13 protein-coding genes, 1 tRNA gene and 2 pseudogenes are annotated in these 17676 nt (G+C 62.7%); 11 read left to right on the forward strand and 5 right to left on the reverse strand.

Annotated elements, in window-relative coordinates; genetic code table 11:
* Window positions 1-19: 19 nt before the first annotated feature.
* Window positions 20-1402 (reverse strand): annotated as a pseudogene (locus ACZ5G6_RS04130) (bifunctional metallophosphatase/5'-nucleotidase); the annotation flags it as partial.
* Window positions 1403-1492: 90 nt separating this feature from the next.
* On the opposite strand from ACZ5G6_RS04130, the gene ACZ5G6_RS04135 reads away from it, so the two are divergent.
* A complete protein-coding gene (locus tag ACZ5G6_RS04135; RefSeq protein ID WP_498689593.1) occupies window positions 1493-2467 on the forward strand; it encodes an IS481 family transposase in 975 nt (324 codons plus the stop codon).
* 4 nt (window positions 2468-2471) lie between these two features.
* Here ACZ5G6_RS04135 and ACZ5G6_RS04140 read toward each other — a convergent pair.
* The 3 genes and pseudogenes from ACZ5G6_RS04140 to ACZ5G6_RS04150 all read right to left on the reverse strand — a co-directional run.
* Window positions 2472-5378, reverse strand: a pseudogene (locus ACZ5G6_RS04140) (ExeM/NucH family extracellular endonuclease); the annotation flags it as partial.
* Between the two features lie 227 nt (window positions 5379-5605).
* A complete protein-coding gene (locus ACZ5G6_RS04145; RefSeq protein WP_223935875.1) occupies window positions 5606-6391 on the reverse strand; it encodes a VOC family protein in 786 nt (261 codons plus the stop codon).
* 221 nt (window positions 6392-6612) lie between these two features.
* Window positions 6613-6703: transfer RNA gene (locus ACZ5G6_RS04150), tRNA-Ser, on the reverse strand.
* A 102-nt stretch (window positions 6704-6805) separates the two neighbouring features.
* On the opposite strand from ACZ5G6_RS04150, the gene ACZ5G6_RS04155 reads away from it, so the two are divergent.
* The 8 genes from ACZ5G6_RS04155 (at window position 6806) to ACZ5G6_RS04190 (ending at window position 14348) form a co-directional block, all read left to right on the forward strand.
* Window positions 6806-7789, forward strand: coding sequence for an NAD(P)H-quinone oxidoreductase (locus ACZ5G6_RS04155; RefSeq protein WP_498689596.1), 984 nt, complete (start codon window positions 6806-6808; stop codon window positions 7787-7789).
* Window positions 7790-7859: 70 nt separating this feature from the next.
* A complete protein-coding gene (locus ACZ5G6_RS04160) occupies window positions 7860-8402 on the forward strand; it encodes a PadR family transcriptional regulator (RefSeq protein ID WP_498689599.1) in 543 nt (180 codons plus the stop codon).
* 153 nt (window positions 8403-8555) lie between these two features.
* Window positions 8556-10865, forward strand: coding sequence for a carbon starvation CstA family protein (locus tag ACZ5G6_RS04165; protein ID WP_498689602.1), 2310 nt, complete (start codon window positions 8556-8558; stop codon window positions 10863-10865).
* Window positions 10865-11056 carry a YbdD/YjiX family protein gene (locus ACZ5G6_RS04170; protein ID WP_223935879.1) on the forward strand — a complete coding sequence of 64 codons (192 nt, stop codon included), beginning with the start codon at window positions 10865-10867 and terminating at the stop codon, window positions 11054-11056. The genes ACZ5G6_RS04165 and ACZ5G6_RS04170 overlap by 1 nt, the downstream gene beginning before the upstream one ends.
* Before the next feature lie 79 nt (window positions 11057-11135).
* The gene (locus ACZ5G6_RS04175) at window positions 11136-11777 is read left to right on the forward strand and encodes a bacterial proteasome activator family protein (RefSeq protein ID WP_498689607.1); all 642 of its coding nucleotides are present in this window, start codon (window positions 11136-11138) and stop codon (window positions 11775-11777) included.
* Window positions 11778-11785: 8 nt separating this feature from the next.
* Window positions 11786-12226, forward strand: coding sequence for a hypothetical protein (locus tag ACZ5G6_RS04180; RefSeq protein ID WP_223935881.1), 441 nt, complete (start codon window positions 11786-11788; stop codon window positions 12224-12226).
* A 132-nt stretch (window positions 12227-12358) separates the two neighbouring features.
* Window positions 12359-13198 carry an aldo/keto reductase gene (locus ACZ5G6_RS04185; protein ID WP_223935882.1) on the forward strand — a complete coding sequence of 280 codons (840 nt, stop codon included), beginning with the start codon at window positions 12359-12361 and terminating at the stop codon, window positions 13196-13198.
* A 193-nt stretch (window positions 13199-13391) separates the two neighbouring features.
* Window positions 13392-14348, forward strand: coding sequence for an AsnC family transcriptional regulator (locus ACZ5G6_RS04190; RefSeq protein ID WP_498691744.1), 957 nt, complete (start codon window positions 13392-13394; stop codon window positions 14346-14348).
* On the opposite strand, the gene ACZ5G6_RS04195 is transcribed toward ACZ5G6_RS04190, so the two are convergent.
* Window positions 14329-15795 (reverse strand): amidase, encoded by a 1467-nt coding sequence (locus ACZ5G6_RS04195; RefSeq protein WP_498689609.1) that lies wholly within the window; start codon window positions 15793-15795, stop codon window positions 14329-14331. The two genes, ACZ5G6_RS04190 and ACZ5G6_RS04195, sit on opposite strands and share 20 nt — an antisense overlap.
* A 271-nt stretch (window positions 15796-16066) precedes the next feature.
* Between ACZ5G6_RS04195 and ACZ5G6_RS04200 the strand changes: the two genes are divergently transcribed.
* Both ACZ5G6_RS04200 and ACZ5G6_RS04205 read left to right on the forward strand, forming a co-directional pair.
* Complete coding sequence (locus ACZ5G6_RS04200; protein ID WP_498691746.1) at window positions 16067-16843, forward strand: DUF5058 family protein; 777 nt, start codon at window positions 16067-16069, stop codon at window positions 16841-16843.
* Window positions 16844-16895: 52 nt separating this feature from the next.
* Entirely contained in the window at window positions 16896-17630 is a 735-nt protein-coding gene (locus tag ACZ5G6_RS04205) for a hypothetical protein (protein ID WP_498689611.1), read from the forward strand.
* Window positions 17631-17676: the final 46 nt, after the last annotated feature.

Genomic DNA, 17676 nt, shown 5'->3' on the forward strand with positions numbered 1-17676 from the left:
GGTCATGGGAAAGGGGTGCCTAGCCCCTCAGGCACTTCTGATATTCCAGCCAGGCAAAGGCATACCGGAGCCAGCCGACGATGTCGTACCACTTGTCGGGCTTGACCGGCGGAATGCATTGCGGCGGGTTCGTGCCGCTCCCGGCGACCGTCACCAGGGCCTTCACTACGGTCCCGGATTCGACGGCGGTAAGCACCAGGGTCCCCGAGCCTGAAGTTGCCGCTGCGGGCACCTTGAGGTCCACAGTCGCCGCGCCGGCCGTGACCGGCACAGATCCCAGCGCAACAGCGGCTCCGCTGGCGTCAACGAAGACGGCATTGAGCGTGTTGTTGGCAGGGCTGCCGATCGAGGTGAGGTTCAGCTTGGAGACGGCCAGCGCCATGGATTCTCCAGGCTTGACCTCGGTCGCTGTGGAGTTGACCACGGAAACCGACCGGCGTGCGAAGTCCGGGGAGACAGGATTGTGTTCCTTCAGGTACTTGATCCATGCGTCGCGGTCCACCAGGCCGGTGTCCTTCGTGTTGCTGCCCTCCTTGAAGATGCGGAAGTTGTCGCCGCCGGTAGCCAGGAAGCTGAACGTACCGATCCTGTATTGCCTGGCGGGGTCGATGCCTGCGCCGCCCACCCAGATGCCGGTGATGCGGTCGCCTGCCGGGCGGGCGGCGTCGTAGGTGTAGTTGACGTTCTTGGAGAGCCCAAGCTGCTGGTACGGGCGGCTGGGAATGGTGCCGTCAGCGTTGGTCTGCCACTGCTGTTCAAGCAGCGTCTTGAACTGCGCACCTGTGAGGGACGTGGTCCAGAGATTATTAACGAACGGCAGCACCGCGTTCGCCTCGGCATAGGTGATGGTGCCGTCCGGAGCGTAGTAGAGCTCGTTCCGCAGACCGCCAGGGTTCACGACGCCGATCTCCGCCGTACCCAGTTCAGGAGCCTTGAGCGTCTCCACCAGTGAGTCCGCCACCAAGTTCCCAAGGGTGGATTCATTCGCACGGTCATCACGCTTTGGAGCGCCACCGGCGGGGTCGGGTGTGAAGGCGGTGGTGATATCAGCTGTCACTGCGCCAACAGGCCGATTCCCGATCAGGGCGGCCTCGGCGAGTGCCTTATCCACGATAGCCTTGACGGCGGCCGCGCGCGGGTACGCTGCCACGAGGCTCTCGGCAGTTTCCGTGGTCCTCTCCACGACGGTCGCTTTGTACGCCGTCACGGTCTTGGAAGCCGTATCCACAGTGAGCGTCACGCTGCCCACGTTCTCGCCGTAATTGCCCGTCTGCACAATGGGTCGGGTGTTGCCTGTGGGCTGTCCGCCGGCATCCAGTACCGGGGCATCCCAGGCGTACTCCTTGTGCGTGTGACCAGTGAAGATCGCCGCAACGTCAGGGGTGGTTTCCCGCACTAGCTGTACTGAGTCAGGACGTTGGTTACATCGTGAATAGGTGAAGACCTCTTAGGTTGGTGGTTACCACACACAGCCAACGACTAAGAGGTCTTCATGTCCCACCGTAATGCCCGCTTGACCCCGACCGGTAGGCGGATCCTTATCGAGCGCGTCCTCGCCGGCCGTCCCGTGGCCCATGTGGCCAAAGAAATGGGCATCTCAAGGACCTGCGCGCACCGCTGGATCAGCCGGTACCGCACCCATGGCTGGGCCGGCCTCGAGGACCGCAGCTCCCGCCCAAGGTCGTGCCCACACGCGACTTCTGCTGCGCTGGTTGCCGATGTCCTGACCCAGCGCGTGAAGCACCGCGAAGGGCCAGCGGGCCTGGCAGCCCGGTGCGGGACGAGCACCCGGACGGTCTCCCGCATTCTGACCCGCGCGGGCATGCCCCGGCTGTGGGACCTGGACCCGGTGACCGGGGAACGGATCCGGGCATCCCGTGCCACGGACCGCCGGTACGAGCGCGACGCTCCCGGAGACATGATCCACATCGACGTCAAGAAACTAGGCCGGATTCCCGACGGCGGAGGCTGGCGGGCAGACCCGAACCAATCCGCCCGCAACCACTCAACAGGCCATACAAGGGTCGGTTTCGACTACGTCCACGTGGCCGTCGATGACCACACTCGTCTGGCCTACGCCGAGGTCCTGCCCGACGAGAAAGGCCCGACCTGCGCAGGGTTCCTCACCCGGGCCGCAGCGGCCATGGCAGCCAACGGCGCGCCAGTCAGACGGGTCATGACCGACAACGCCTTTGCCTACCGGTTATCGAAAGATTTCCAGGACGCACTCGCTGCACTGGGCGCCAAGCACGTCCTGATCAAACCCCGCCATCCCTGGCAGAACGGCAAAGCAGAACGCTTCAACCGCACCCTTCAAGAAGGCTGGGCCTACCGCCAACCATTCACTTCCAACCAGGCCCGGACAGACGCCCTGCAGCCATGGCTAGACTTCTACAACAACCACCGGCCGCACGGCAGCCTCGGAGGCAAACCACCCATCAGCAGGTGCAAACAACCTACTGACTGAGTACAACTAGCTTCGCGAACGGCCCGCCTGCCGACACCTCCTGTTCCAGCGTCGCACCCTCCGGGGTGCCGGACGCTGCTCCGTCGTGGTTCTCGACGATCATCAGATCGGCCAGGTTTTCTGCTTTGAGCTTGGCCGCAACCCGGTTGATGGCCTCTACAGGGTCACCGAACTCAAGGTCCGTGATTCCTGCGGGAGTGACCAATGACGGAACTTCCTGTGTCACCGTGCCGATCACCGCGACGCGCATGCCGTTCATGTCCAGGACCTTGTACTCCGGCAGGACGGGCGTCTTGGTGCCCTTCTGGTAGACGTTGGCGCCCAGGTATGAAAACTTCGCGTTGGTACCATCCGCGATGACGCGATCGCGCAGGTCCTGCCAGCCGCCGTCGAACTCGTGGTTGCCCACTGCGGATGCCTGCATCTCAAGCGCGTTCAGGACATCGATGGTCGGCTGGTCCTTCGCCACGGAGGAGGCGAAGAGGGAAGCGCCAATGTTGTCGCCTGCTGAAATGAAAGCCGTTGCGCCTGGAGCGGCCGCCGCCCGGAGCTTCTCGACGGTCCCCGCAAAGAGGACGGTATTGGAGTCGATCCGGCCGTGGAAGTCGTTGATTCCCAGGAACTGCAGGTCGACGGTGGCCGGTGCGTCCGGGGCGAGGTTGAGGCCCACCACCACGGGATCGTGGTCGCTGGCCCGGAACTCGTCCTCGGCAAAGTAGTTGGCCACATTGTTGTTATACCTGCTGTATTCCAACGCCACGGACTCCACGGAGTTGATGTTCCAGATGTCGGTTCCGGTGACCACCGTGTTGGCAGCCGGGGAAGCGAGGATGTGGTCCAGGGAACCCACCATGCCGCCGAACAGGTAAGAATGCTTCCCAGTTCCGGCTTCGAGGTCCGTGTAGCCGGCACCCGTCAGGAGATTGATGGGGTCCTCCTTGGCGTAGGCGTTGAAATCACCAATCAGGAACACCTTGTCCGTGCCCTTGGAAACCTGTAGATCCTTGGAGAAAGCCAACAAGGACTCCGCCTGCCTGGTGCGGGCAACGTTGGAAGCGCCCTGGCCCTTGTCTGTATCGTCGGGCGTAGCTGCGGAGCCCTTGGATTTGAAGTGGTTCACGATCGCGATGAACTTCGTGTCATCGTCCGCATCCACCGGCTTGAAAACCTGTGCCAATGGCTTGCGGGCGCTTGCGAAGGCTACGGTGTCGTTGTGGATGATTGACTCCCCGACAGGCTCGGCTATGGCCTTCTTGTAGATGAATGCGGTGCGGATCATGTCTTCATCGCTGAGCGGGGGAGCGTTTGCTGGCGTGCGGACGTAATCCCATACGCCTGGTGTCTTGAGGTTGAGGGCATCCACAAGCTTGGACAAGGCGTCGTCCCGGTTCTTGCCGAACTGTGCCGAGTTCTCGATCTCTTCAAGGGATACGACGTCGGCGCCGGCCTTGGTGATCGCCGCGACGATCTTGCTCTGCTGCCGCTCAAAGTTCTCGGCATTGGCGGCGCCGCGGGCGTTGCAGCCTTCCTTGACGGTGATCGGGTTGCCGTCGCGGTCGTTGTAGTAAACGCAGCCGTTGAGTTGATCTCCAGTGGTGGGGAAGTAGTTCAGCACATTGAAGGAAGCCAGCTTGAGGGTGCCGCCAACGTCAGCGGGACCCTCCGGCCGTGACCCCGTGAAGCTGGCAGGCTGGACCGCTTCCGCGTTGGCCGGGCTGAGCGGTGCGAGGGGCTGGAACTTCCACGCGTTGTTGCCGTAGCCCAGGATCACGTCTGTCCGGAATTGCACCGGAGAACCTACACGAACGGGATCGGACGTGGTCAGGTAAGGCAGATGCTGTGCTTTGGTGGTGGCGTCCTTGAGGAAGTTGGTGGACGCGCCGTCGTCGAGCTTGATGGCACGGAGTGCGTTATCGGCCACGACACCCGCATATTCTGCCGAACCATAGGCTGCGACCGCCGTCGGCTGCACCAACGGTGAGGTGCCGGCCGCGAGGCCGATTTCACCGTACTGGTTCAGCGAGTAGTTATCTGTCACCGTGAAGGGGCCTTGCGGGGCGACGAGCATGCCCTCAAGGGCTTCGCGCGCGGCCTCGTTGGCGGGCATCGCGAAGGCCGTGGGCTTTACCTCAGGCGCAGCTTCGGTCAGCTTCTTCAGGCCGGCTGCCTCGACGGTGAGCTGTGTCTGGTTGGCGAACTCGCTGACGACGCCGGTGAGTTCCAGGTAATCGCCCGACTGCACCGTTCCGGCGGTTGTGGGGGAGTAGACGAATAAAGCGTCCGACGCCGTCCTGGGCGCCCCCGCGGCCTCCCCTCCGCTTCCGGGGGTTTGGACGTAGTAACCGTTAAAGCCCCCGCTCGCATATACGGCAGTGACTTTGCCACGGGTGGTTACCGTGCTGCCCACGAGCGGACTCGCGGCGCCGGTGCCCTGGATTTCGGCGATGGTTTTGGATCCTGGGTTCGGTTCGGGTTCGGTGGGCGGAGTTCCGCCGCCGGATGCAGTGGGCGTGATGGTGGCGTTCAAGCTGAAGTCGGCGGCATTGGAGTCGGTGTCCACGCCGTGGCTCCGGTTGAGGCTCTTGACGTCCGTGTTCCCCGTGGGAGCCGTTGCCGACGACGTTTCGAAAGTGTTGGACGTTCCGTAGCCCAGGAGATCCGCAACGGCAGCATTGCCTGTCACTGATCCGGTGCCCAGAGGTGACACCGCCGTGCTCTGTTTCGCCAGGACCAGCGTGCCCGCAGTTCCGCCCGGGTTCAAGGTTCCCGTGGCCTGCACATCTGCCGTAGGCAATGCCGGGGCGGAGGACGTGGCGCTGTTCGCGATTGCAGGAACGGCTGTCAGCGGGGCCGCAAGCAAACCAGCCGAGAGCGCTGTTCCAGCTACTAATTTCCAGTGTTTTTGGTGCATCCGCTCTAACTTTCATTAGGGAGCCCTGTGGGGCCCTTTGGACGACGCCCGCTGTCTTGTGTAGGGGGCGGTGTATGGGAAGTTACTTCGGGTAAACCTGGGTATTGGGCATAGCAGAACACGATGGCATGAATAAGAGATGGACCGGTGGTGGCTGGAGGGTTCGCCGGTGCATCCTGCCGGGTGCCTTGGTCCAGGCAGCTGGCAGGAACCGGGCGTTCAAGGGTTTAGCTGGTCTGGTCCAGGTTCTGGATCACCTTGAAAACGGCACCCGTAGGGTCCGACAATGTGGCCAACCGCCCGAAGGGAGTGTCTTCTGCCGCTTCCATGACGGTTGCGCCCAGAGCCAAGGCTTGCTCCACTGTGGCGTCCGTGTTGTCCACCGCAAAGTACACGCTCCACATGGAGGGAACCTGCTCCGGGAGGAAACCACCGGCGTCCATGATGCCGGCCTTGGCATTATCACCAGCGCCAAGGGTGGTGTACCGGAATTCCGGAGTATCGCTCATGACGGCGGTTTCCCACCCGAAGACGTTTTGGTAGAAGGTGACTGCAGACTCATAGTCCTTGGAGAGTAGCTCGTGCCACGCCGGGGCGCCGGACTCTGCGGCCAGTTCAAAACCCTTCATTTCACCGAACTGCCAGGCACCGATTGCGGCTCCTGACGAGTCGCCATACATTGCCATGACTCCTTGTTCAGGGACATCCATCGGTTCCATATAGACCTGGCCGCCGTGGGCGGCAGCGGCCTCCGTGGTGGCTTTGATGTCGTCGGTGCGCAGGTACGTTGACCAGACATCGGGCATGGCACCCATGTCCGGCTGCTTCTGCATGATTCCCGCAACCATGCGTCCGTCTTTGGACGCTGTGATGTAGCCGCCGTACTTCTCCTGGTCGCCCGTCTCGTATGTCCAGCCAAAGAGTGCGTTGTAGAAGGACTTGGCTTTTTCAGTATCGGATGTCATCAGATCAATCCAGCACGGTGCGCCGGGGGTGATGTCAGGCGTAGGCATTAATGAGGCTCCTGTGTTTGCTCCGCGGCGAAAGCTACGGCTGTTTGTCAGCGGTTGTGAGGACAAGCAGAACACTATGCGGGGGCTATGACAGTTTCAATGATCTTCTGGGTGTCAGTTCTCAGATCCGGATTAGGGCCCAAACTCCAAGCCGGTCTTTAGCCAAAGTTGCCCCGGTTTAAGCCAAAAATGCCCCGGGTCCGTGAACCCGGGGCATCTGCTGGCGGAAGGTAAGGGATTTGAACCCTTGGTACGGGGTTACCGCACACTGGTTTTCAAGACCAGCTCCTTAGGCCGCTCGGACAACCTTCCCTGCCTAGTAGTGTTTCATAGGGAGTTGGCTGTTCCAAAACATCACGTTCTCCAGTCCCTGCCCCGGGCCTGGATGTACAAGCAAGAAACCGGGAGTTCGTCATGAAAGCCGTCTATATTTCTGAACCAGGCGGACCCGAAGTCCTCGAAGTGCGCGACGTGCCGGCCCCGGTGCCGGGCGAGGGCGAGGTACTGATCGACGTCGTGGCCGCGGGCCTGAACCGCGCGGACGTCCAGCAGCGCCGCGGCTTCTACCCACCACCGCCTGGCGCTTCGGAGATTCCAGGGCTGGAGGTCTCCGGCCGGATCGCGGCTTTCGGACCCGGTGTCACCAAAGCCTTCTCGGTGGGCGACAAAGTAGTAGCGCTGCTGTCGGGCGGGGGTTATGCCCAGCAGGTCGCCGTGCCCGCAGAACAGGTACTTCGACTTCCCGAAGGTGTGGACCTTGTCACCGCTGCAGCACTGCCCGAGGTGGCGGCAACCGTGTATTCGAACCTCATCATGACTGCCCAGCTCCAACCGGGGGAGACCGTGCTCATCCACGGCGCCACCGGCGGCATCGGCACCATGGCCATCCAGCTTGCAAAGGCATACGGTGCCAAGGTTGCCACTACCGCAGGCTCTGACGAAAAAGTCGGCACCGCCAAGGCCTTCCTCGGTGCCGACATCGCCATTAACTACACCGAGGAAGACTTCCCTGAAAGCCTCAAGACACAAAACGGCGGCCAAGGCGCAGACGTGATCCTCGACGTCGTCGGCGCCAAGTACCTGCAACAGAACATCGAAGCGCTCGCCGACTACGGTCGGCTTATTGTCATCGGCCTGCAGGGCGGGACGAAAGCGGAGATAAATCTGGGCCAGCTCCTGAGCAAGCGGGCCGCCGTCATCGGCACAGCCCTCCGGCCGCGCCCGGTGGCCGAAAAGGGAATCATCATGTCCGCCGTACGGGAAGTCGTCTGGCCGATGCTCGCCGATGGCCGCATCAAGCCCCTGGTTGCGAAATCATTTCCTCTGGACCGTGTCCGCGAGGCACACGAATACTTTGATTCCGGCGAGCACGTAGGCAAGGTCCTGTTGCTCCTCTGACCCGTCGCCACAGCCCGTTCCACGCAGGACGTCCGTACAAGCAGCCAATTCCCAAGAAGCAAGGAGCCTCATGTCCATCCGGCTAAGCCTGCTGGCCCTGCTTCAGGACCAGCCACGGTATGGCTATGAGCTGCGCGTGGAATTCGAGGACCGTACGGGTGCTGCCTGGCCGCTGAATATCGGTCAGGTGTACACAACCCTGGACCGGCTTGAGCGGGACGGCCTTGTCAGCAAAGACGGCTACGACGGCGGCGGCCACGTCGTTTACAGCATCACCGACGCCGGGGTTGCCGAAGTTGCGGCCTGGTTTGAAGGGGCGGTGGACCGCGACAACCCGCCGCGGAATGAGATTGCCATCAAGCTTGCGCTGGCCGTGACGCTGCCCGGGGTGGACGCCTCGGCGGTGATCCAGTCCCAGCGCGAGGTTTCGGTTCGGGCCCTGCACGAACATACGCAAGCACGGAAAGCTGTCTCAGCCAACCAGCGGTCCTCTGATACGGCATGGCTCTTGGTGCTCGATTCCCTGATCTTTCAAGCCGAGGCGGAAGTGCGCTGGCTGGATCTTTGCGAGGCACGGATGATCCAGTCGCAGGGCAACAGAGGGCTGAATTAGTACGCCCACCGCAGGGGAACTACCGTTCACCGCAAGCTCGCGGGGGTTCAGGTGTCGCCACCACCTCCGGCATGTCCTCATTGTTAGCGTGCCCTGACTGTTCAGCGCACCCGCGGCCACCACCGCAGCAGTTCTCAAGGAGGAGACACGGGCATGACCCCTGATCAAACAGAAGCTGACCAAACAGAAGCTGACCAAACAGAAGCTGACCAAACAGAAGAAGTGAAGGGGCTCGATCCTGCGCTGCCCCCAACGGCCGTGGATGAATCCGTGCTGGAAGCTGAGGACCGCAGGTGGACTCCGGCGAGGATCGGAATCTGGGTGGCGATTTCCCTGCTGGGGGCCGTGGCCTGGTTCATGCTGGCATTGGTCCGCGGCGAGACCGTCAACGCTATCTGGTTTGTTTTCGCAGCGGTCTGTACGTACCTGATCGGCTACCGCTTCTATTCGAAGGTCATTGAGCGGTATCTCCTTAAGCCCAATGACCGCCGCGCCACTCCGGCCGAATACAAGGCTGATGGCAAGGACTACGTTCGTACTGACCGCAACGTCCTGTTCGGCCACCACTTCGCCGCCATTGCAGGTGCTGGACCCTTGGTTGGCCCGATCATTGCAGCCCAGATGGGCTATCTCCCCGGCACTATCTGGATCATCATCGGCGTCGTTCTTGCCGGTGCCGTGCAGGATTACTTGGTCATGTTCTTTTCCATGCGCCGTGGTGGCCGCTCACTGGGCCAGATGGCTCGTGAGGAACTCGGCGTCATTGGCGGCACAGCGGCGCTCGTGGCAACGCTGCTCATCATGATCATCATCGTGGCCATTCTTGCCCTCGTGGTGGTCAACGCCCTGGGCGAAAGCCCATGGGGCGTGTTCTCGGTGGGCATGACGATTCCCATCGCACTCTTTATGGGCGTCTACCTCCGCTACCTTCGTCCTGGCAAGGTCATGGAAGTGTCCATTATCGGCTTCATTTTGTTGATGGCAGCGATCATTGGTGGCGGGGCCGTAGCCGGCACGGAATGGGGCGCGGCCCTGTTCCATCTGGACAAGGTCACCATCGCCTGGGGCATCATCGTCTACGGTTTCATCGCGGCCATCCTGCCCGTGTGGTTGCTCCTTGCGCCGCGCGATTACCTGTCCACATTCATGAAGATCGGCGTAATCGTGATGCTCGCCGTCGCCATCATCGTGGTCCGCCCGGAAATCAGCGTTCCGGCGTTCAGTGAGTTCGCGGGCCGTGAGAACGGCCCCGTCTTCTCAGGATCGCTCTTCCCGTTCCTCTTCGTCACCATCGCGTGTGGGGCGTTGTCCGGCTTCCATGCGCTCATCTCGTCCGGGACCACGCCCAAACTGATCGAGAAGGAACGCCAGACGCGGTTCATCGGCTACGGCGGGATGTTGATGGAATCCTTCGTGGCAATCATGGCGCTGGTGGCTGCCATCTCGATTGATCGCGGCATCTACTTCGCCATGAACGCACCTCTGGCACTTACCGGTGGCACCGTTGAATCGGCCGCGCAGTGGGTAAACAGCCTTGGCTTGGCCAATGTCAATATCACTCCGGACCTTTTGGCGCAGACTGCCAAGGACGTGGGGGAAGAGAGCATCATCTCGCGCTCGGGTGGAGCCCCCACGTTGGCGGTAGGCCTCGCCCACATCATGCAGCAGTTCATTGGAGGGCCCGCAATGATGGCCTTCTGGTACCACTTCGCCATCATGTTCGAGGCACTCTTCATCCTCACGGCAGTGGACGCAGGAACCCGCGTTGCCCGCTTCATGCTTCAGGACTCCATCGGCAACTTCGCCCCCAGGTTCAAGGACGCCGCATGGCGCCCGGGCGCTTGGCTGTGCACGGCCATCATGGTGGGAGCCTGGGGCGCGGTACTTTTGCTGGGCGTCACGGATCCCCTTGGCGGTATCAATACGTTCTTCCCTCTGTTCGGCATCGCGAACCAGCTCCTGGCAGCCATTGCCTTGGCGGTGTGCATGGCCATCGCGGCCAAGCGCGGGGCCTTCCGTTATTTGTGGATAGTGGCAGTCCCCCTGGCCTTCGCCGCCGTCGTCACCATCACGGCCAGCTTTCACAAGATCTTCTCTCCGGTTCCAGCAGTGGGCTACTTTGCCAACAACCAGGCATTTGCTAAAGCCCTGGCAGATGGCAAAACGGAGTTCGGGACTGCCAAGACGGCCGCAGCCATGGAAGCGGTGGTCCGCAATACGGCGATTCAAGGCGTGCTTTCGGTCATCTTTGTCGCATTGAGCATCGTTGTGATCATCACGGCCGTAGTGGCAACCGTCAGGGCCTTCCGTGCTGGTGGCGGGAAGGACCACGAAGACCCGGCTGTGCCATCCAAGGCGTTTGCCCCTGCCGGACTCTTCCCGACGCCTGCCGAGAAGGAGCTGCTCGCCGAGTGGAATGCCTTGCCGGACGGGCAAAGGACACAAAGGGCAGGGCATCACTAATGCATGCCGTCGTGAGGGGTTTCCGAGGTTTCGCCGCGTACATGGGCTCGCTCATGGGCGCAGACGCTTACCGGAAGTACCTTGAGCACTTCACGTCCACGGGCCACTCTGGTCCCGCCATGACAGAACGTGAGTTCTGGCGGGACCGGATGGACCGGCAGGACAGCAATCCACAGGGCCGCTGCTGCTGACGTGTAGTTTCGCTACGAACGAAGTCCAAATTCCGCTTCTGGACATTGGTTCCCGTAGCCCACATGAGAGTATGAACGGATGAGCGATCTGAACGACATTCAGCCCACGGATGAGGCTTCGGACGACACCCCCGTGGAAGGAACCACCCTGGACGAGGGCACAGTCGCGCCCAGCGAACCGCAGCGCGGCGAAGGGGTGCCTGCCAAGGATTCCAAGCCCAGGGGCGCCAGCGTACAGGAACTTGTTGACGAGCCAGCCAAGGTGATGAGGATCGGCACCATGATCCGCCAGCTCCTTGAAGAGGTGAAAAGTGCCCCGCTGGACGATGCTGCCAGGGGCCGGCTGGCAGAGATTCACGAGCGCTCCATCAAGGAACTTGAGGACGGACTTGCTCCGGAGCTCATCGAAGAGCTGGAACGCATCAGCCTTCCCTTTCCGGATAAGAAGGCGCCGACGGACGCAGAACTTCGTATCGCCCAGGCCCAGCTTGTCGGCTGGTTGGAGGGGCTTTTCCACGGCATCCAGGCTGCGATTGCGGCACAGCAGGCCGCAAAGGCGCAGATGCAACTCCGTCAGCTTCCGCCGGGAACTGTCATTGCGCCCGGCGTTATCATCGGCGAAAACGGTCAACCCCAGAGGGCAACCGCACCGGGTGCCCCTGGCGCGGCCGCCCAAGGCCGGCCCGAAGACCCGGATCACGGCCCCGGCCAGTACCTCTGAGCTTGACCGTGGGTTTCTTTGGGGCCGTCCGGCAAGGACGGAAGGACGATCTTGAACTCGGCAAGGGGCTCTGGCGGCGCGCCCATGATCGCTTTCACCGCGGGTTGGACCGGTACCACCAGGTTCTTGAGGGCGTCGACGACGAGCAGCTTTACAACGAACTTGTAGAGATCGCGAACGAACTGGCCGAGTTGTCGCCACGTGTGAGGATCATCTGCGTTGAAGCCCAAAGGCGCGCGCCAAGCGACGGCCTGGACGTTCCTGGTTCACTCGCCGGTGTCCACCGCGCCCTTTCCAAAGCTGGAAACTCATTGGCCACCACAGCTGAGGCAGCGGCCATGCTGCGGCTGGCGGTGGGCCCCGTCCCCGTGGGCGCATTGTCCGTTCGGCGTCGGGCGGAATCGGTTTTCGAGCAGGTTGCCGACGCCGAACGTCAGCTGCGGGACTAGCGCATCCAACAAGGGAAGCGTGTGCAACTATAGGCGCGCGCCTCTATTTCCACATTGCAAGAAGTTAAGCGGATAGCTGATCTCTGTAATATTTGGTGCCTCAGGCAACTCAGTGCTGGCAGGATGGCACTCATGACTTCGTCACCAACACTTACTTTTAACGACGGCAACACCATTCCCCAGCTCGGCTACGGGGTGTGGCAAGTTGAAGACGATGTAGCCGAAAAAGTTGTGCGCCAGGCGTTCGAAGCCGGATTCCGCCACATCGACACCGCAAAGATTTACGGGAATGAGTCCGGCGTAGGCCGCGCAATTGCTTCCTCGGGCCTTTCTGCCGAAGAAATCTTCATCACCACCAAGCTGTGGAACGCCGACCAAGGCTATGAAACCACGCTTGAAGCTTTCGAGGCTTCCATGGACCGACTCGGCCTGGAGACCTTGGACCTCTACCTGATCCACTGGCAGCAGCCCCAGCAGGACAAGTTCGTGGACACCTGGAAGGCCCTGATCGAGCTGAAGAAACGCGGCCGGGTCAAGTCGATCGGTGTTTCCAACTTCACCAAGGAAGGCCTGCAGCGCATCATCGATGAGACCGGCGTTGTCCCGGCCATCAACCAGGTGGAGCTGCACCCGTTCTTTAACCAGGCTGACTTGCGCGAGTTCAACGCGTCCAAGGGAATTCTGACCCAGGCCTGGTCCCCGCTGGGACAGGGCGGCGAGCTGCTTGAGAACACCACGGTGGCCGAGATTGCCGCCAAGCATGGTGCCACCCCAGCGCAGGTTGTCATTGCCTGGCACCTTGCTATCGGCAACGTCGTGATCCCCAAGTCTGTGACCGAGTCCCGCATCCAGGAGAACTTCGCGGCGCTGAACGTCACGCTGGACGCGGCCGACATCGAGGCCATCAACGCCCTCGACCGCGGCGCCGAAGGCCGTATCGGTCCGGACCCGGCGGTATCCGACTTCGCCTAAACCCGAAGCCCGGCCCGGGTGCCCGGCCCAACCGGGGGACAGATAACGGACTTCTGACGGCTCAGAGCGACGTTGTCTGTCCCCCAGTTGGGGCCGGGCACCTGCAGTTAACGCACGACGGCGGTACTCGTCACCGGGGCGCAGCACCCCGAAGTCCGTGGTGAAATTGAGCGACGCAACGGACGGAGTTCGCATGGTGGTGTTTGACGCATTGGAACGGCAGATTGTCGCTGCCCTCCAACTGGATCCGCGCTGTCCTTGGCGCAAGATGGCCGCTGTGCTAGGTGAAGCTGAGCGGACAGTGGCCCGCCGGGGATCCCAACTCTTGGAATCCGGGGCCGTCGCCGTGGTGGGGATACGCCCCAGGCCGACTGCAGTCCTCGTGGAGATGCGCTGCACTCCGGGAACAGTGCGTGCCGCTGCACAAGCACTCGCGCAGCGCACCGACACCACGTTCGTCTACACCACCACGGGCACCGGCGATTGCGTTGCCGAAATCCTCACCGAACCAAACCACATGGGCGATGTCCTCTCCGATGAGTTGCCCTCAACCATCGGGCTGCGCGACTCCACCAGCTACCCCGTATTGCGCTACTTCCGGACCATCCGGGGCTGGCGGCCCGAGATCCTGACCGCGGACAGGGCTGAAGCGCTTCGCTCGAGTTTGACGTCCGACTCAGGCATCCTGGAGCCCCGGCGGGAACTGAACCGCCAGGACACTGAACTGGTGGACGCGTTGTGTGCGGATGGCCGAATGAGTTTCGAGGCACTCGGGCGGCGGGTCGGCGTCTCCGAGGCTACTGCCAGGCGCCGCAGCGAATGGCTCCTGGCCAACAACCAGGTCCAACTCCGAGCGGTCGTTGAACCCGCGTCCTTTGGACTGGCCGTAGAGGCGTTGCTCTGGATCCGCGCTTCGCCGCAACACGTTGAGCAGCTCGGCAAAGGCCTGGCGGAGCTTCCGGTGGTTCGCTACGCAGCCGCGATCGCAGGCGACTACCAGCTCGTTGCGGATGTGACCGTGGGCGACATGTCCTCCCTCTACCGCTTCATCACGGGCTCGGATTGGGCGCAGTACGCTGCAGGCGTCGACGTCTCCATCCTGCTCGACGCCCGGAAGCGCGGCGGACGGCTCATGCGGCCGTCGTCGTAAGCGTTGCTGCGCCCGCTGGCGTGTCGGCCCCGGCCGCAATGACTGGAGCGACGGCGGCGTATCCGGTCTGCTGCTCGAAGGCGCGGCCCCACCGGAGAAGCTGCATGTCCGTGTAGTGGTTGCTGGCGAGCTGGAGGCCGATGGGCAGGCCGGCGGAGCTGAATCCGGCGGGCATGCTGAGCACGGGCAACCCCGTGGCGGACAATAGGCAAGCGGAGCGCATCCAGTCCAAGTAGGTTTCGGAGGCCGTGCCGGCTACGTCCAAGGGGTACCGCAGCGTTGCGTCGAAAGGCAGGACTTGGGCGCAGGGGCTGGCGAAGAGGTCGTAGCGCCCGAAGAACTCCTGCACGCTCTTTTCAAGCCGGGTCCGGGCCGCCGCGGTCTCGATGAGATCCCGGGCGGTCAAACCCAGGCCCTTGTTCACATTCCAATGAACTTCGGGCTTGATGAGGTCCCCGGCGCGTTCCAGGATCGGCCCGAGGCCGGCGGCGAAGTCCATGGCCCGCGTGTTGCCGAAGACCAGGTCCGCCTCGCTGAAATCCGGCGCGGCCTCTTCCACCACCGCTCCAAGGCTCTCGAAGACTGCCAGCTGCCGCTCTAGGTGCTCCAGGATCTCGGGCTCCACGGGTACCCCAATGCCGAAGTCCCGTGACCAGCCAATGCGCACCCCGCGCATGTCGGTCTCCAGTCCGGCCCGGAATACCTGCGGATCAAGACCTGCCGGATGTGGAACGCGAGGGTCTTTGCCGGCTGTGACGGACATGAACAAGGCGATGTCCTCAACGCTCCTGGCCATGGGCCCGGTCCGCCCCAGCCACGCATAGGCGTTGACGTCGGATGGCATGGGGATGACCGCCGTCGACGGCCGGAAGCCGACCACGTTGCAGAAGGAGGCCGGGATGCGAAGCGAGCCGCCCATGTCGCTGCCGTCGCCGATGCTCTGGACGCGGGACGCGACGACGGCGGCAACCCCACCGCTGCTCCCGCCCGCGCTCAGGGTGGGCGCGTAGGGGTTGGTGGTGGTGCCGAAGAGCTCGTTGAAGGTGTGTGAACCCGCTCCGAACTCGGGAACATTGGATTTTCCGGTGCTGACCACCCCGGCCGCTTTCAAGCGTGCAACGATCAGGTCGTCGGCGTCGGGAATGAAGTCGCGCAACGCAAGCGACCCCTGGGTGGTGCGCATCCCGGCGGTGTTGTTGGTGTCCTTGTGCGTCATGGGCAGGCCGTGGAGGGGCGGGAGTTCCGCACCGGATGCGGTGAGCTGGTCGGCGCGGTGCGCCAGGTCCTGCGCACCTTCCGGGTCGAGGGTGACCACGGCGTTGATGATTGGGTTTACCTGGGCGATCCGCTCCAGATGCGCGGCCAGGGCCTCGCGTGCCGAGACCTTCTTCTCCCGGATGGCCGCGGTGAGTTCGACGGCGGACAGCTCGCCAATGGTGTCAGGCATGGTGCTCCTTTGCTGGGTGTTCTCTGCCTGAAAGTGTGCCCCGTCACATCAGGCCGCGGAAGTCTGTGCTTGTAAGGAGTCCTGTTTGACTATTTCGGCCAATCCAGTGGCTGATTCCGTCAGCTATTGCGTGTGATCCGGCTCATAGTGGAAGGTGTTGCTAACCCACTGGCCGATCTGGTCGTTGGGGAAGGATTTGCCCTTAGCGCAGTACGTACCGGACAAGGACGTCGACCGCGGACTGGCGCCGGGCACCAACCGGAGGTTCCCCATGTATCAACCCCTGGCACTTCAATCCCTCGCACTCCAACCGTTCGCCGCGAACGGCTCAACCGACATCCTGTCCATCGCGAACAACCCAGTCCTGTGGATCTGCGTTGCCGGCGTCTTCGGCGTCATCATCATCCAGTCCCTCATTTTTATGAAGGCGGCCCGCCGCGCAGCTCCCTCAGTGGACATGAGCGCACAGGACATCAAGACGTCGTTCCGCTCCGGAGCCGTTTCGGCGATCGGACCTTCACTCGCCGTTTCACTCGTAGCCATTGCCCTGTTGGGACTCTTTGGTGCGCCGGCTGTCCTGTCCAGGATTGGCCTGATCGGCTCGGCCGCCTACGACGTATCCGCAGCTGGCATCGCCGCAGGTTCAATGGGAGCAAAACTCGGCGATGCCAGCTATACGCAGAGCGTCTTCGCGGTCGCGTTCTTCGCCATGAGCATCGGCGGCGCGATGTGGATGCTTGCCACCCTGATCTTGACCCCGCTGCTCCGCAAGGGCGACGCCAAGATCCGATCCGTGAACCCGGCGGCCATGGCGATCGTCCCGGCAGCCGCCCTGATCGGCGCGTTCTCCTGCCTGGGACTCACCGAGCTGCCGAAATCCGGGGTCCACGTCCTGTCCTTCGTCGTCTCGGCGGCGGTCATGGGTATTTGCCTGCTGCTGGCCAAGAAGCTCGGCAAGAGCTGGCTGCGCGAATGGGGACTGGGATTCTCAATCGTCATCGGCTTGGGCGCTGCCTACCTCGCCGTCGGTCCGGCCGTCGGCGCCTGACCCAACTCCGGCCTGCAGCCCCTGACCTTTGAGCACGAAAGGAACACCCCTCATGTCTTCCATTACCTCCGCTCCTGCCACCACCACCAATACCGCCATGGCGGACTTCAACCGCACCACGTCCCGCTGGGGACAGATCACCATGATCGGTGGATTACTGATCTCCACCGCCGGGCCCCTGTATCTGGTCTTTGCCAGCGGCCTCGACATCGGCCCTGCCCAACTCTGGATCGCCTTCGCTGCCGTCGCCGCAACCTTCGGCATCATCTGGATCGTTGAGCCGCTCACGTACTTCCCGATCCTCGGGCCGGCCGCCATGTACCAGGCCTTCATGATCGGCAACATCTCCAACAAGCTCCTGCCGGCGGCCTTGATCGCCCAAACCAACATCGGCGCAAAGCCGGGCAGCAAGCGCGCGGAGCTTGCCGCCGTCGTCGCTATCTGCGGTGCCGCCGCAGTCCACCTGATCTCCCTCGCGATCTTCGTCGGGCTGCTGGGCAGCTGGCTGATCAGCGTCATTCCGCCGTCTGTACTGCTCGTGACCCGGTTGTACGTGCTGCCCACCGTCCTGGGGGCCGTCCTGGTCCAGGCCATCGTGTCCATGAAGCAGCCACGCACCACGGTGTTCGCGCTGCTGGTCTCGGCAGTCGTGGTGTTCGTGGTCCTGCCGTTGGTGCCTTCGCTCGCCATGGTGTCCACGGCCATCGCAGTGCTGGGCACGATCTTGCTGGCTTGGTTCTTCCGCGGAAAGCAGGTCATGGAGGCCAAGCCGATCCACATCGAGTAGCGGCCAGGCCCGAAGCAACTCCCGACTGACAAACAAGGAAAACAGG

The sequence above is a fragment of the Arthrobacter sp. TmtSoilC51 genome (assembly GCF_055388015.1).